Consider the following 14583-nt stretch of genomic DNA (forward strand, 5'->3'; position numbering starts at 1 on the left):
TTCGATTTAGGTTCAAGTATGTTAAAATTGGCCCTAATTATATCCATGAATTAAATTGATGCACGCTTTTCTTAACAGTTCTTTGAAAATAGGGCCTTTAACATTGCCCAATCGGTTAATCCAAGGTCCTTTAGCAGGTTACAGCTGTGCACCATTCAGAATTTTATTTAATCATTATCGGTCACCTGCGTATGGTGTTACGGAAATGAGTTCTGCAACAGATATCCTCCATAAACATACCAGGAGTTCACGTTATATTTATCGAGCACCCCAGGAACGGATCCTGGCCTATCAAATTGCAGGTACCGAACCGCATATATTGACGCAAGCAGCACAGCAATTACAGTTCAATGGTGCGGATATTATTGATATAAATTGTGGTTGCCCAAAACCTAAAATACGTAAGAAAGGTGCAGGAAGTGCTTTGCTGGAAGATCCAGAACAGTTGGTACGCATCGTTAAAGAAGTACGTGCCGGGATTACTATTCCTTTAACCATAAAAATTCGGATTCAAGGTAATGAAAAGGATTTTCTTTTAGCGAAAAAAATTGAAGAAGCAGGCGCAGATGCACTGATTGTACATGGTCGGCGTTGGATTGATGATTATGATGTTGCATCAGACTTACACCAAATCGCACACATCAAGCAAAGTATTTCTATTCCGGTGATTGCCAATGGAGATATTCATGATATTCACAGTTTACACAGAGCAATAGAATTAAGTGGTTGCGATGCTTATATGATTTCGCGTGCTGGAAGTGGCAAACCCTGGCTCTATCAAGAGTTATTAGAGCAGCAAAGCGTATCAGTGAGCTTCAAGGAAAAACGTGATCTTTTTATGACCCATTTGCAAGGATTAGCCGTACTTGAAGATGAATATAAGGCAGTGCTACAAAGCAAATCTTTAGTTCGTTACTATTTTGGCAATTTGGTTGATGCATCATTATTAAATCGTTTTTATCAATTGGATTCATTAGAAAAAATTGACGGCTTTTTGAGGGAGATAAAAATTTAAAGCAAATCACTATAGTCTTGATTGTAAACTATGAGATGCTCTAATCGCCGGACAACTTGATTTGCTTTTTCCTGATCCCCATTTTCAAAACGAAGTTTGGCAAGATAATTCAAGTAGAGCTCAATATATTCTGGATGAATAGGGTACTGAAGGCCGGATTCCAAGATTTCCTGAGCGGAATGCAATTTATTTTGTTCTATTAAAAACCGGGCAAAAGTAAGTCGCGCTAAACAAAAATGAGGATTGTTTTTTAAAGCCTTAAGAAAATATACTTTTGCTTTTGGGGCCTCATTAAGCACTAAACTTTGCAACAAAGCCATTTGGAAATAAGACCGAGCAAAATAAGGATTCATTGCGATTGCCTGGTTAATCGCTTCTTTAGTTTTTTCTACCCAATAACGGCGTGTGAGAGCAGACTCTGCTTGTTGAATCAGTTGTAAGCAAGCATCTATTTTAAGACTTTGGATTTCAACAAAAGGAAATGATTTCAGCGCCTGATTACTCTTCTCAAAGGCCTCATTGAATTGCTTTGCTTGGAGGGCCGTTTCAGTTTTCTCTATATAGTATTCGAGTATTAAAAAACGAATAAAATAACTGCTGATAACTAAGAGAAATACAATTATTCCGCCTCTTAGGATCCACATATTTTTAAAAGAGAATGAATAAAGCCTGACAAGACCTTCGTTTCTAAAAGAATAATGAAGATAACCTAAACAACAACCCATAAGGAGATTCAGGGGAAATACATAAAAATTAAAATCAACAAGACTATGACATGTCAAAGCAGCTAATGCAGCAAAACACACCATACGCTGGATATGTGCAATTGGGTTGTGACTTGGATGATTTAAGTAACGTCGTAAATATACGACTAAAGTCATTATAATTCCAAACAGAATAACAATGCCTGGAACCCCAGTTTCAATAAATAGTTGCAATAAATCATTATGGGCGTATTCGAGATTAGAACCGTCGCCTGGCAAACTAAATGCAGGGTAGTAATGTTTAAAATTAAAAATGCCTAATCCGTACCAGGGTGTTTTTAGCCATAAGTGCCACGCACCTTGCCAGATGATAAGACGTGATTTCTCGTGGGCAAGTAATTCAAGCCGATGGTGTATGGCAGGTTGAGCAAAGAGATACAATGTACCCAAAGCCAGTGCCAAAACTCCTGCTAAGTGGGAAACATTTTTTATTTTTAGTTCATGACGACATAAAGTGAGTTCTAACAGGGTAAAGAAAATAAAACAAAGAATAACTCCACGGCTTAATGCAGCGAATAAGGCTAGGCTGATTATGTAGATGCTGGCTAAAAGAGCAACTTTTTTTATCGTTTTTTGTAATTTGGAGGCGGTTGTTTTTATAAACTCGGGGTGATTCGAAATGAAAAATTTCCCTATGAGTAACAGGTTAATCATCATTAAAAAAGCCGCAGCAGTGTTTTTGCTTGCAAAAAAACCGGCAGGCATGGCATTTCGAGCGAATAACTGAGTGAGAGCATATGCTGCGCAAATCAAACCTAAGATCCAGAGCAATCTGAGTAAATTGTTCCATAACCATTCAGAAAAGGGATTTCCATTAAATAAAATAAAACCAAATACCCAGGCGGAGCATTGAAAAATTCCGAAAAAAGCGGTGTTAGGAACCCAGCCTATCAAAGGTGGAAGGATTATCCAGATAAGCCAAATTATCAGTAAAAGAGTTAATGCGGAAAGTTGAATTGTTTTTTGGTGCCAAGAAAAATAAATGGAGCCTGCCACAGCAACAAGCATTATGCCGTAACTAATAAACAAAATGGAATAATCACTTGTTCCTTTAAATACAAAGGCCGTGATGACAAGCAGAAAAAACAGGATTCCCACCGTTTTTTGAAAACTTTTAAAATCGCTTAAGACATTCTGGGGCATCCTGTATTTCATCAAACATCACACACCATGAATTATCCAGAAACCCATTTCCCTTTAATAAAAGGGCCATCCAAAGAGAAATCATGTCGGCTTACAGTGGTTATAGGATTCGTGTTGCCTCCTGGAGGTAGAAGAAAAAGGTCTAAATAATGTTGCCACATCCAGCCTGCCATCAAACTGAATTGTCCGCTATGTGAACACCATTGATAGCTGGCGCCTAATTTAGCTTCCAGTTCGGGAACAATATGCGTATGGTTTGCCTTTGCACTAAAGGGGGAGACATTGGTCCCGCTTAAGTTTGCTCCTGATAATTTGGCTCTTCCTTGTCCAGATAACAGAGCCATGGCACTCTGAGCGAATAACGCAAAACCGTGATTTAGCTCATGAGACATATCGACACCAACGCGAGGACCTGCGCCCTGGAACCTAGTGTGGGTTATTGATCTTTGGAAAAGGAATGGAGTGGACTCTGATGGGAACAGTTCATACTCAAAGTCACCCCGTTTAATCTTGGCATAGACGTATTGCCCTCCACCATAAAAACGTATATTTGTTTTTTTGCCGAAATGACCGGTTTGGGCAAACTCTAAATTAACGACGTCAAGATGGGTATCAAATTTTAAATTGGTGATATTGGTAACAGGGGGGATATCTGGATTTGTAGAAGAAACTGCAAGTTCATCGAAATTATCATTATCAAAATGCAGCCAATTTAAATTGAGATCATTTCCTGTATTAAAATGATAGCTGCCCTCAAGTAAAAAGCCCCAATCCCAAGAGGAATCCACGGAATGAAATTGGTCATCCCCTGCATTTAAAATTGGGTTTAGCAGTGCTGAATTGGTGTTTGGTTGTAAATATAAGGCGCTAATGCCCAAATCCCAAGCATTGCAATGGCCGGAAACAGTTACATGATCAGGGCTGCATAAAGGTTTTACTTCACCCATAGTACCCGCTTGAACCATCTTGATGCTCAACGTACAAAGTACAAAGGCTGTTGCTATGTTTTTCATAAATTGATTAACTCATCCTTGTTTGTTTCATTCATTATTAAATAAAAGAATATGTTAATCAATCAGATCTGTGCCTTATTTGTAGCATTAACCAAGCCGCGTCATCCCCAACTTCCTTGAGTATTTATGGGGGTATAGAGATTTCAATATATTTTGAATCGCCCATATTTTTAAACGGTGGATTTGCAGATCATTTATCCCAGGAGTTGCTAAAATAATAAGTAGGCTATATAAGGCTTTTAAAGGATGAAAAATGCACTGACTGGCTTATTGACACTACTCTTGTTGCCCTTTACTGCTGTTGCCAGTATAGCAATAGTTGCCTTCGCGTTGGCCGTAGTTGCTCTTTTTTCCCCTCTTCTTATTTTAGGGGGTGCTTTATCCATTGCAGGAAATTTATCTAAAAAATTATCCGACCGGATTTTCTCTGATCAAAATAAGGATAATGCGTTTGGCAAAGGTCCTTTGATTGCATACTTCTCCACGATGGCCGTTCTCTTTCCCTTAAGTATCGTACCGGCTACTTTAGGCTTTGGTGCTCTTGCAGTAGTTGCTTCCGTGATACTTTTACCCACTATTGCGATATACGGTGCTTACACCCTTGCCGACCAGGAAACAGATCGTCTTGCTGCTTCATCAAGCTTAAATAATGAACCTGGTTTAAGTGAAGAAAAAAATCAGAGGGAGGGCAGTTACGATTATGGTGATATGCTGCGAGATTTGTTGAAAGGAAAAAAGGCTAAAGAATCGAAAGTACTTATCCAAGTAAGCTTCTCCCCCCATCCACTTTGAGTATTTGTCCAGTTATATAAGGATTTTCAGCCAAAGCTAAAATTGCCTGAGCAATGTATTCAGGATTGCCGTGTTTTTTTAGTGGTGTTTTCGTAATAATTTTTTCTTGTATTTCTGGAGGTAGAGTATTGGAGTACTCAGGCCAGACAATGGCGCCCGGGGCAACTGCATTAACCCTAATTTCGGGAGCAAATTCTCGTGCCAAGCTCTTTGTTTGCATTTCCAAAGCAGCTTTGCTTTGACAATAGACAGAGTATCCTTTCAGCGGTTTTTCTGCATGGATATCGCTCACATTGATAATGGCTCCTGAGTGTTTTGCCAGTAAAGGACGCGCAGCAAGGCTCAGTAAAAAAGGGGCTTTAACATGAATATCGAAAAGTGCATTCCAATCCGTTTCAGCGAACGCAGAAAATTCGGTGCGGATAAAAACAGAAGCATTATTCACTAATAAATCCAAACGTCCAGCCCAATCTTGAACCGCAGTCATAATTTCTGCTGCAGCAGACGTCTCAGCTAATTCCCTTTGTAGAACAAACGCGCTGTTTGGTCGTTGTTCGTTTAGGTCGACTGCAAGCGAATGGGCTTCTTGCAGAGAATGATGGCAATGAATAACTACTTTATATCCTGCTGCATTGAGTTTTTTTACTACAGCGGCACCAATACGCCGTGCGCCCCCGGTAACCAAAGCCACCCTCGCTTCTTGTTTGTTTGTCGGATTCAATGTATGTTTCCTATTCTCGATTATTCTGGGTGAAACGAAGCCCCACTTTTTTGGCCTACGTCCCGCGGCTTGTCCTCGGGATCTAAGGATCTCTCGTTATCACTGGATCCCGCGGACAAGCCGCGGGAGGTAGAGCCAAGGTACTTCGCTTCGGTTTTAATCAGCTAAAATTTTTTAATTAATTAAACTATGAGTATAATACAAACCCTACATACATTACTGACCCAGCGTCAGGCTATTCCTTTTGTGGAATTCATGCAACTTGCATTGTACGCCCCTGGCGAAGGATATTACAGTTCTGGGTTGCAAAAATTAGGGAAGCAGGGTGATTTTATTACCGCCCCCGAACTCACTCCTTTATTTGGTAAAACGCTAGCGAATCAGTGTCAGCAAGTATTAAAAGAACTCGAATCTCCTGTATTATTCGAATTTGGTGCAGGCTCTGGTGCTCTTTGTGTTGCTCTCTTGGAGCATTTAGCAGAACATAATTCTTTGCCAGAGGCATATTACATTTTGGAAGTCAGTGCCAATTTATACCATCGTCAATGCGAACTGATCGCACAAAAAATTCCTCATTTAGCTCATTTGGTTACCTGGATTGATCATTGGCCGGAAACTCCTTTTAATGGAGTGGTCCTGGCAAATGAAGTGCTGGATGCGATGCCTGTACATCGTTTTATGAAAACAGAGCAAGGGATTATGGAAAGTTACATTGCTTTGAATGAACAACACCAATTAACAGAACTATTTAAACCATGTCATAATCAGCGATTGCTTGATTACATTAATAACAGATTATCGCTGCCAAATACCCCTTATCTTTCTGAGGTGAATCTTTTTATCGATGATTGGATCCTGAATAATTATCACATGTTAAAACAAGGCGTAGTGTTTTTGATTGATTATGGATTCCCTCGTCATGAGTATTATCATCCTGATCGTAATCAAGGGACTTTAATGTGTCATTACCAGCATCAAAGTCATACAGATTCTTTATTGCATCCGGGAGAACAAGATATTACCGCGCATGTGGATTTTACTCATGTTGCAGAAGCGGGGCAACAGGCTGGTTTTCATATTGCGGGTTTTACCAATCAAGCCTCTTTTTTGCTGGCTAACGGTCTGCTAAGCTTAATCAATACATTGAATAATGAGTTGGACCAAATACAAGCAAAACAAGCGATAAAACAGCTCACTCTCCCTAGTGAAATGGGGGAGTTATTTAAAGTAATCGCGCTGAGTAAAAATGTGGAAATTTCCTTAAACGGATTTCTATTAAATGATAAACGAGTGAGTTTATGAACAGAAAAAAATACCTGACCACAGTAGAATTACAAAAAGAATCGATGAAGTTTTCTGCAGGCCACACTACTATTTTCTCTGCAACTGAAAGAGAACCATTGCATGGTCATATGTATGGGGTTTATTTGGCACTCACTACTTGGGTCGAAGAAAATGGGATGACTTTTGACTATCGTTATTATAAAGAACGTATTCATAAATTATGTCGTTATTTAAATCAAACGTTTCTGATGCCGCAATTTTCTCCTTTTCTGGAATATGCTGAGGATGAGGAATATTATTACTTTACCTTTAACCACAAAAAAATTCCCTTTTTAAAGGAAGACGTCACTTTATTGCCAGTTACCAATATTACCGTTGAAGAATTATCGCGTTGGTTTGTTCATGAGCTGATTAAAGACGAAGCGGAGTTGAAGCGACATCGCATTGAGAAGGTTGTGGTGAAGGTTTTTTCTGCTCCAGGCCAATCAGCAAGCCATCAATGGCAAAGAGCGAATGAATAAAAACGATCACAGCTATTCTATAGAGAACTCCCTTTTGTCATTTTCTCCAGACACATCCTTGGAACAAATTAGGGAGGGTGGAGACACCACACGAGAAAGTGAGCAAAATGGAAAGACTGCTTACCAAGTATGTATTCCCCATACACACCGAGATTTTTTTGATTATGCTGCCGAAGAAGTTACCCCTTGCATAGGGGCGCGTGTTTGGATTCCTTTTCGTAAACAAACACGTTTGGGCATAGTCATTGGTAAAAGTGAATCCTCATACAATGCTGCCTCATTAAAAAGCATTAGCGCAGTCATTGATGAACAACCATTAATGACACAGGAAACTTTAACTTTATGTTCGTGGATCGCGAGTTACTATCAATCGCCTTTGTCTGAAGTATTGCCGCTCGCGTTACCTAAAAAATATCGATTGGGTCAGCTTTGCCAATTACCTATGGGTGATTTTTATCAATTAGCATTGCCCCTTGATGAGGCCAAAAAACTTATTCCTGCTCGTGCACGTAAACAACAGGAACTGGTCGAATTCTTGAGTACCCAAAAAGAAGCGATTGCCAAACAATGTTTGACGGAAAAAGGATTTAACTCAAGCCAACTCTGTACCCTGCTTGCTGCACAAATTCTTTCTTTATCCCAACAAATACTACTGCCGGAAAAAGCAAATACTTCACTATCGCTCCCATTAGAGCTTAATCCTGAGCAAGCTGTGGCTGTGGCTGCAATTATAGAGACCTTGCATCAATATCAGTGCTTTTTATTGCAGGGGGTTACAGGGAGTGGAAAAACAGAAGTATATTTGCACGTGATTGCTCAGGTGCTAGAACAACAAAAACAAGTGTTAATTTTGGTGCCTGAGATAGGTTTAACCCCGCAATTAGTATCACGATTTACCGCGCGTTTTAAACATCCCATTGCGGTGATCCATTCTGGCTTAAATGAATCTGAGAGACAAGCCGCTTGGCAATTAGCAAAAGAAGGCAAGGTTAAAATGGTGATAGGAACCCGAGCCGCAATTTTTACACCTATGCCTGACTTGGGATTAATTGTCATTGATGAAGAACATGATCCTTCATTAAAGCAAATGGAAGGAGTGCGCTATTCAGCGCGTGATACTGCATTAATGCGCGCACATTTAGCGAATATACCCATTATTTTGGGCTCAGCGACTCCTAGTTTGGAAAGTATGTACAACGTAATACAAAAAAAATATACGGTGTTACGTTTAACTCATAAAGCACTCTCGACAACACCCTTGCACTACCAACTCATTGATTTGCGTTCTCAATCACTTCAACATAGTTTGGCAACCGTTACCTTACATGCAATTAAAGAACATTTACTCAAACAAAATCAGGTTTTGGTTTTCATTAATCGCCGAGGCTTTTCTCCTGTTCTGTTATGCCACCAATGTGGCTGGATGGTTGATTGCCGCGCTTGTGACAGCCATTTGACCCTGCATAAACAGCTAGGGCAGATGATTTGTCATCATTGTGGTTTGACCCAAAAAACTCCTGAACGTTGTTCCAGCTGTAACAGTATGGAATTGATACCCGTTGGCGCAGGTACCCAACGCATCCATGAGTTTTTAAGTGCATATTTTCCAGGGACTGAGGTCGTGCGTATTGATCGCGATGCAGTGCGCAAAAAAAATTCTTTAGATGAGCATTTGGATAAAATCCATAATGGCAAAGCACAGTTAATTGTCGGTACACAAATGTTAGCGAAAGGCCATCATTTTCCTCGCCTTTCTTTGGTGGTGGTTGTGGATGCAGATGCCGGACTTTATAATCAGGATTTTCGGGCCCTAGAGCATTTAGGACAATTATTAATGCAAGTTTCAGGGCGGGCAGGTCGAGCAGAGCAAGCAGGTCAGGTTTTGATTCAAACTCACGTGCCGAATCATCCACTATTGAATTTATTGATTCAGCAAGGATATGATCAATTCGTTGATGCTTTATTAACTACACGCCAAAAAGCACAACTCCCTCCTTTTCACTATCTGGCTGTAATTAGAGCACAAGGGAAAGTAGCAGGAAGCGTATTAAGGTTTTTACATGCCGCCAAAGAGCAAATCGTAACACATTCCATTACAGTGATGGGGCCAGCGCCTGCTCCTATGCCTCGAAAAGCCAATCAGTATCGTATGCAGCTGTTACTTAAGTCCTCCTCAAGAAAAACTCTTAAAAACTCATTAACACAATTGCGTGAATGGCTGGCAGGAAATAAATTAGGCAATGGGGTGCGTTGGAATATTGATGTAGATCCTATGGATTTATCATAATTCTAGAAAAAGCAGTTGAAATCTGCCCAAGAACACAGCTGCTTTTTCTAGGATAATGGAGATAGAGAAATGACTGACGCGAAGGTTGAAGTACATAAAAAGGTTTTTCCTATTGCCTGGGGAGATATGGATGCCCTGGGGCATGTGAATAATGCCCGCTATTTTGATTATTTTCAGGAAGCACGTATTGACTGGTTAAGACAGCTTCATATCAATATGACAGGAGAAACGGGTCCTGTAGTGATTCATGTTGCATGTACCTTTTTAAAACCAGTAATTTATCCTGCAATAGTGACTTTATGTTCAAAAATACACAGCCCTGGAAACTCCAGCATGATGATGGATCATGATCTGTATCAGGGTGAGATCCTGATGGCGCAAGGCAGTTGTAAAATTGTATGGGTGGATTATACGCAAAATAAATCGGTACCTTTACCTAATGAGATCCGCAGACTTTTTCAAATCAATTAATCTGGATGCAGCGACCCCGGGTTTTCCTGTGTTCTTTTTAAAGTATGCTCTGTGGATACCGCGCATAAAGCGCGGTACGTAGGTAAAAAACTTGCGGGGGTTCTATCAGGCTTTATACCTGGGAGATAGGCACTTAGAAAATAGTTTCTTGTTAACTACTGAATTTTTATAAACTTCTCTCTAAGCTTCTAAGCTTCTAAGCTTCTAAGCTTCTAAGCTTCTAAGCTTCTAAGCTTCTAAGCTTCTAAGCTTCTAAGCTTCTAAGCTTCTAAGCTTCTAAACTTCTAAACTTCTAAGCTTCTAAACTTCTAAACTTCTAAGTCTCTAAGCTTCTAATCCTCTAAACATCTATGTAGCTACGTACCGCGCTTTATGCGCGGTATCCACAACAATGCTCTACGCTTTGAGGGTTCTGCGGCACTCATCCGGCAAAAAAATACATTAAACAGCAATTGGTGCTTTGATTGCTGGATGGGATTGATAATTTAGAAACTCAAAATCATCATAAACATAGTCAAATAACGATTGCGGCTTCCGTTTGATATTTAAAGTAGCTAAGGGCAAGGGTTCTCTTGCTAATTGGGTGCGTGCCTGTTCCAAATGGTTTAGATATAAATGGCAGTCTCCACCAGTCCAGATAAAATCACCTACATTGAGATTGCATTGCTGAGCAACCATGTGGGTAAGCAGCGAATAAGATGCAATATTAAAAGGTACGCCCAAAAATACATCAGCAGAACGTTGATACAACTGACAAGAAAGAGTTTTATTGGCTACATAAAACTGAAATAAGGCATGACAAGGCATTAACGCCATGTGATCCAGTTCGCCAACATTCCATGCGCTGACCAGTAAGCGGCGAGAGTCAGGATTGGTTTTAATTTGTTGGATGACGTCACTGAGTTGATCAATGGTGCGTCCATCAACTGTTGGCCAACTTCGCCATTGTTTGCCATAAATCGGTCCCAAATCACCATTACGATCAGCCCATTCATCCCATATGGTCACTCCGTTTTCATTTAAATAGGCGATATTGGTATCTCCTTTCAAAAACCAGAGTAATTCATGCACGATACTGCGCATATGTAATTTTTTGGTCGTAACTAAAGGAAACCCTTGGCGTAAATCAAAGCGCATTTGATAACCAAAAACTGATAAAGTTCCAGTGCCTGTCCGGTCTGTTTTTTGGGTGCCATGTTGTAAAATATGTTCTAACAAGTTTAAATAAGTTTTCATCGTTTAGCCCACCATAACCAAAATCCCAGCAATAACATGGGAATAGATAAAATTTGTCCCATAGTCAACCATCCGAAAGCAATATAGCCCAATTGCGGATCAGGTTGTCGGAAAAACTCAGCAATAATACGACACACTGCATACCCCATTAAAAAAACGGCGGATACCCGACCAACCGGCCGAGGTTTGCGCGCATAAATCCAAACAAGAAGAAACAACCCAATTCCTTCCAGGCCAAATTCGTACAGCTCTGAAGGATGACGTGGCTGATTGTCAACATGGCTATATATCATTCCCCAAGGCATATCAGTAACTCTTCCCCATAGTTCTCCGTTAATAAAGTTACCAATACGCCCAGCCCCCAAGCCTATGGGAACCAGCGGCGCAATAAAATCGCCTATTTCCAAAAACGATTTTTTACTTTTGAGAGAAAAGAGCCAAAGTGCAAGAGCGACACCAAGCAAGCCTCCGTGAAAAGACATGCCGCCTTGCCAGATTTTAAATAATGACAAGGGATCATGTATTAATTCAGGGAAATTATAAAAAAGCATGTAGCCGACCCGTCCGCCAATAATGACACCGAGGGCTGCATAAAAGATCAAATCGCTGATTTGTTCTGAGGTCCAATCCAATTGATAGTGCTTTGCGCGCCAATGACCAAGTAGCCAACCACTCACAAAGCCAATCAGATACATTAACCCGTACCAATGAACTTGTAAGGGGCCTAGTGAAAATGCAACAGGATTTATATAAGGAAAGGTGAGCATATCTTTTAAGTTCCTTTTTTATCTGCATGTACGCTTCCATAATTTAAGGGATCGTAATCATGGATAGAACGTAGCCTGGGTGCAGCGTAGCGGAACCCGATATTAACTGAGCTCAAAACTCCTGGGTACAGCGCAGCGAAACCCAGGCTGCAATTTTCAATCAGGGTCTTATTCATAAAGACTTTCCAGCCCTAATGAGGCTACCCAATCCCTCTTCCTCCAGGGCTTTTTGTAAATGAAAACGTATTTGGGCAGGATGTTCAAATTCCAAGACTTCGGCAAGAATTTTGCGGGCGTTTGCAATAGCGAAATTACGAATAACCCATTTCACTCGCGGTAAACTTGAAGAGTTCATACTTAAGGTATCAAAGCCCATGGCGATTAACAAAATAACAGCTAAAGGGTCACTGGCCATTTCCCCGCAAATACTCACTTCTACTCCTGCTGCATGACCCCCTTCAACAACTTTTAGCAAAACACGCAACATGGCAGGATGCATGGAATCATAAAGGCCTGCAACGCGTGCATTGTTTCTATCTACGGCCAGAAAATATTGGGTCAAGTCATTGCTGCCTACAGAGATAAAATCAACACGTTTGGCGATTTCACGTGCTAAATAAGCAGCTGCTGGGACTTCAATCATAACCCCTAACTTTGGTTTTTCAATGGCACAACCTTCTTCTAATAATTCAGTGAACGCTTGATCAATAAGATAGGAGGCTTCTTCGACCTCACTTAAATTGGTGACCATAGGCAACATAATTCGCAAATTATTCAACTCTTCGCTTGCACGCATCATTGCACGGATTTGCATCAGGAAGACATCAGGATGATCTAGAGTGACGCGAATTCCTCGCCACCCCAAATAGGGGTTATCTTCTGCAACAGGAAAATAGGGAAGTACTTTATCACCACCAATATCAAGAGTTCGCATCGTCACAGGATGTGGCGCAAAAGCTTTCAATGTTTGTCGATAAATAATAGTTTGTTCATCTTCTGAAGGGAAATGATCCCGACTCATAAAAGGGACTTCTGAGCGATATAAGCCAACGCCTTCTGCGCCGACACTCATGGATAGGCCAGCGTCCATAGCTAAACCGGTATTCACTTGTAAAGAAACCTTATAGTTGTCAACAGTTTCAGCAGGTTTATCTCGTAAACTAACCAGACTCTGATTCAACGCCTGCTCTTCTTGCTCTAGAAGCTTGAATTCTGCGAGCACTGATTTTGATGGGGAAATATAAACTTGCCCATAATATCCATCAACAATAATGGCACGGCGGGAAATCAAATCTAATTTTAAACCACGAACGCCCATAACTGTAGGGACACCCAAGGCACGTGCTAAAATGGCGACATGTGAATTATTGGAACCTTTGGCTGATATAACTCCAGCCAGATATCCTTCAGGAATTTCTGCTAATGCTGCAGCGGTTACTTCTTCCCCAACTAAAACTGTCCTTTTGGGATAAATAATTTCTTCTTGTTGCGACCATTGTAATGCTGCTAAAACACGACGTCCCAAATCACGAAAATCACTGGCTCGTTCACGAAGATATGAATCTTCCATATTTTCAAATTGTGCGATGTGTTTTTTAATGACCGTCGCCAAAGCAGCTTGGGCTCCAATTTTCTCTTTACGGATTACCTGCTCTACTTCAATACCCAAACTGTCTTTATCAAGAATGCGTAAGTACACATCAAACAGCGCATGCTCATCTTCCGCAACAACGGATTTCATGCGTTTGCTTAAGCGGTGCATGTCATCCCTAGGTTCCGTGAACCAATTTTCTAGCGCATCCATATAAGCGCTCCGGCCAAATGTAAGAACCCGGAAAAAGCGGTCGTTGTTTTATCAAAACGAGAAAAAACACGCCGAAAGTGTTTGATTTTGGAGAAAAAAGCTTCAACTAAAAACCGCTCTTTGTACTGCTCTTTATCGATTTTTCTTGGGTTCTTCGCATTCTTTTTTGACGGAATGGTTGCAATACAGCCTTGACTCTCCAGTGTGTCAACAAGTGCCTGTGAATCATATCCTTTATCTGCAAGAACTATCGTGTCACGCTGCTCCTTCAATAGCTCTGCTGCTTGAGTAATATCGTTTCGATGTCCCCCGGTCAGGATAAACTTAATCGGATTCCCCAGTCCATCCACCAAAGCGTGAATTTTAGTGGTAAAACCTCCTTTACTGCGCCCCAATGCCTGAGCATCATTCCCTTCCTTGTCGTAACCAGATGCACACGCATGCGCGCGCACTATGGTGGCATCAATCATGACGGCTTGATCATCAACATCGCTAACTGAAGACATTAAGCCAGTCCAAATGCCGCGATCTGACCACATTTTATATCGCTTGTGAATTTTACGCCAATGTCCGTAATAGGGCGGGAGCAGGCGCCATTGACAGCCTGTACGTAATACATACCAGACTCCTTCCACAAAGCATCTTGTCTTCTCATTATTCTTAATGTGCAATCCTTTTACTCCTTGCAGAAAAGAATAAATTGTATCCCAGACTCGTTCTGATATATTATTATACATGTAGGCAGTTCCATTAGTGTTGTTAACG

13 protein-coding genes and 1 pseudogene are annotated in these 14583 nt (G+C 40.8%); 6 read left to right on the plus strand and 8 right to left on the minus strand.

The annotated features are described in order from the left end of the window. The first annotated feature begins 58 nt into the window (after positions 1 to 58). Complete coding sequence (locus tag FOLKNPGA_RS00565) at positions 59 to 1015, plus strand: tRNA-dihydrouridine synthase (protein WP_182351266.1); 957 nt, start codon at positions 59 to 61, stop codon at positions 1013 to 1015. Here FOLKNPGA_RS00565 and FOLKNPGA_RS00570 read toward each other — a convergent pair. Both FOLKNPGA_RS00570 and FOLKNPGA_RS00575 read right to left on the minus strand, forming a co-directional pair. Then, the gene (locus FOLKNPGA_RS00570) at positions 1012 to 2922 is read right to left on the minus strand and encodes an O-antigen ligase family protein (RefSeq protein ID WP_255466022.1); all 1911 of its coding nucleotides are present in this window, start codon (positions 2920 to 2922) and stop codon (positions 1012 to 1014) included. The genes FOLKNPGA_RS00565 and FOLKNPGA_RS00570 overlap by 4 nt on opposite strands. A gap of 32 nt (positions 2923 to 2954) precedes the next feature. Beyond that, the gene (locus FOLKNPGA_RS00575; protein ID WP_182351267.1) at positions 2955 to 3935 is read right to left on the minus strand and encodes an Lpg1974 family pore-forming outer membrane protein; all 981 of its coding nucleotides are present in this window, start codon (positions 3933 to 3935) and stop codon (positions 2955 to 2957) included. A 246-nt stretch (positions 3936 to 4181) separates the two neighbouring features. Between FOLKNPGA_RS00575 and FOLKNPGA_RS00580 the strand changes: the two genes are divergently transcribed. Next, the gene (locus tag FOLKNPGA_RS00580) at positions 4182 to 4727 is read left to right on the plus strand and encodes a hypothetical protein (RefSeq protein WP_182351268.1); all 546 of its coding nucleotides are present in this window, start codon (positions 4182 to 4184) and stop codon (positions 4725 to 4727) included. On the opposite strand, the gene FOLKNPGA_RS00585 is transcribed toward FOLKNPGA_RS00580, so the two are convergent. Continuing rightward, entirely contained in the window at positions 4693 to 5448 is a 756-nt protein-coding gene (locus FOLKNPGA_RS00585) for a pteridine reductase (RefSeq protein ID WP_182351269.1), read from the minus strand. The two genes, FOLKNPGA_RS00580 and FOLKNPGA_RS00585, sit on opposite strands and share 35 nt — an antisense overlap. A 189-nt stretch (positions 5449 to 5637) precedes the next feature. Here FOLKNPGA_RS00585 and FOLKNPGA_RS00590 point away from each other — a divergent pair, with 189 nt between their 5' ends. The 4 genes from FOLKNPGA_RS00590 to FOLKNPGA_RS00605 all read left to right on the plus strand — a co-directional run bounded on the left by FOLKNPGA_RS00590 (position 5638) and on the right by FOLKNPGA_RS00605 (position 10011). Continuing rightward, entirely contained in the window at positions 5638 to 6750 is a 1113-nt protein-coding gene (locus FOLKNPGA_RS00590; RefSeq protein WP_182351270.1) for a class I SAM-dependent methyltransferase, read from the plus strand. Next, positions 6747 to 7253, plus strand: coding sequence for a 6-carboxytetrahydropterin synthase (locus FOLKNPGA_RS00595; protein WP_182351271.1), 507 nt, complete (start codon positions 6747 to 6749; stop codon positions 7251 to 7253). Before FOLKNPGA_RS00590 ends, FOLKNPGA_RS00595 begins: the two co-directional genes overlap by 4 nt. Next, positions 7246 to 9540 carry a primosomal protein N' gene (locus FOLKNPGA_RS00600; protein ID WP_255466023.1) on the plus strand — a complete coding sequence of 765 codons (2295 nt, stop codon included), beginning with the start codon at positions 7246 to 7248 and terminating at the stop codon, positions 9538 to 9540. The genes FOLKNPGA_RS00595 and FOLKNPGA_RS00600 overlap by 8 nt, the downstream gene beginning before the upstream one ends. Positions 9541 to 9609: 69 nt before the next feature. Continuing rightward, positions 9610 to 10011, plus strand: a complete 402-nt coding sequence (locus FOLKNPGA_RS00605) for a thioesterase family protein (protein WP_182351272.1) — start codon at positions 9610 to 9612, stop codon at positions 10009 to 10011. A gap of 441 nt (positions 10012 to 10452) precedes the next feature. Here FOLKNPGA_RS00605 and thyA read toward each other — a convergent pair whose 3' ends face one another. From thyA to FOLKNPGA_RS00630, 5 genes and pseudogenes are all read right to left on the minus strand, one after another. Further along, positions 10453 to 11247, minus strand: coding sequence for a thymidylate synthase (thyA, locus tag FOLKNPGA_RS00610; RefSeq protein WP_182351273.1), 795 nt, complete (start codon positions 11245 to 11247; stop codon positions 10453 to 10455). Beyond that, positions 11244 to 12014, minus strand: a complete 771-nt coding sequence (gene lgt, locus FOLKNPGA_RS00615) for a prolipoprotein diacylglyceryl transferase (RefSeq protein WP_182351274.1) — start codon at positions 12012 to 12014, stop codon at positions 11244 to 11246. Before lgt ends, thyA begins: the two co-directional genes overlap by 4 nt. A 5-nt stretch (positions 12015 to 12019) precedes the next feature. Next, the gene (locus tag FOLKNPGA_RS00620; RefSeq protein WP_182351275.1) at positions 12020 to 12190 is read right to left on the minus strand and encodes a hypothetical protein; all 171 of its coding nucleotides are present in this window, start codon (positions 12188 to 12190) and stop codon (positions 12020 to 12022) included. After that, positions 12187 to 13827, minus strand: a pseudogene (gene ptsP / locus FOLKNPGA_RS00625) (phosphoenolpyruvate--protein phosphotransferase); the annotation flags it as partial. The pseudogene ptsP and the gene FOLKNPGA_RS00620, both read right to left, overlap by 4 nt. Next, a complete protein-coding gene (locus FOLKNPGA_RS00630; protein ID WP_058441825.1) occupies positions 13806 to 14555 on the minus strand; it encodes an IS5 family transposase in 750 nt (249 codons plus the stop codon). The gene FOLKNPGA_RS00630 and the pseudogene ptsP, both read right to left, overlap by 22 nt. Positions 14556 to 14583: the final 28 nt, after the last annotated feature.

Origin of the sequence: Legionella sp. PC1000 (assembly GCF_014109805.1) — a bacterium.
Lineage (GTDB): Bacteria > Pseudomonadota > Gammaproteobacteria > Legionellales > Legionellaceae > Legionella > Legionella resiliens.

Coding starts and splice junctions, on each gene's coding strand:
- FOLKNPGA_RS00565 (WP_182351266.1), top strand. CDS start 59: ATGCACGCTTTTCTTAACAGTTCTTTGAAAATAGGGCCTTTAACATTG.
- FOLKNPGA_RS00570 (WP_255466022.1), bottom strand. CDS start 2,922: ATGCCCCAGAATGTCTTAAGCGATTTTAAAAGTTTTCAAAAAACGGTG.
- FOLKNPGA_RS00575 (WP_182351267.1), bottom strand. CDS start 3,935: ATGAAAAACATAGCAACAGCCTTTGTACTTTGTACGTTGAGCATCAAG.
- FOLKNPGA_RS00580 (WP_182351268.1), top strand. CDS start 4,182: ATGAAAAATGCACTGACTGGCTTATTGACACTACTCTTGTTGCCCTTT.
- FOLKNPGA_RS00590 (WP_182351270.1), top strand. CDS start 5,638: ATGAGTATAATACAAACCCTACATACATTACTGACCCAGCGTCAGGCT.
- FOLKNPGA_RS00595 (WP_182351271.1), top strand. CDS start 6,747: ATGAACAGAAAAAAATACCTGACCACAGTAGAATTACAAAAAGAATCG.
- FOLKNPGA_RS00600 (WP_255466023.1), top strand. CDS start 7,246: ATGAATAAAAACGATCACAGCTATTCTATAGAGAACTCCCTTTTGTCA.
- FOLKNPGA_RS00605 (WP_182351272.1), top strand. CDS start 9,610: ATGACTGACGCGAAGGTTGAAGTACATAAAAAGGTTTTTCCTATTGCC.
- thyA (WP_182351273.1), bottom strand. CDS start 11,247: ATGAAAACTTATTTAAACTTGTTAGAACATATTTTACAACATGGCACC.
- lgt (WP_182351274.1), bottom strand. CDS start 12,014: ATGCTCACCTTTCCTTATATAAATCCTGTTGCATTTTCACTAGGCCCC.
- FOLKNPGA_RS00620 (WP_182351275.1), bottom strand. CDS start 12,190: ATGAATAAGACCCTGATTGAAAATTGCAGCCTGGGTTTCGCTGCGCTG.
- FOLKNPGA_RS00630 (WP_058441825.1), bottom strand. CDS start 14,555: ATGTATAATAATATATCAGAACGAGTCTGGGATACAATTTATTCTTTT.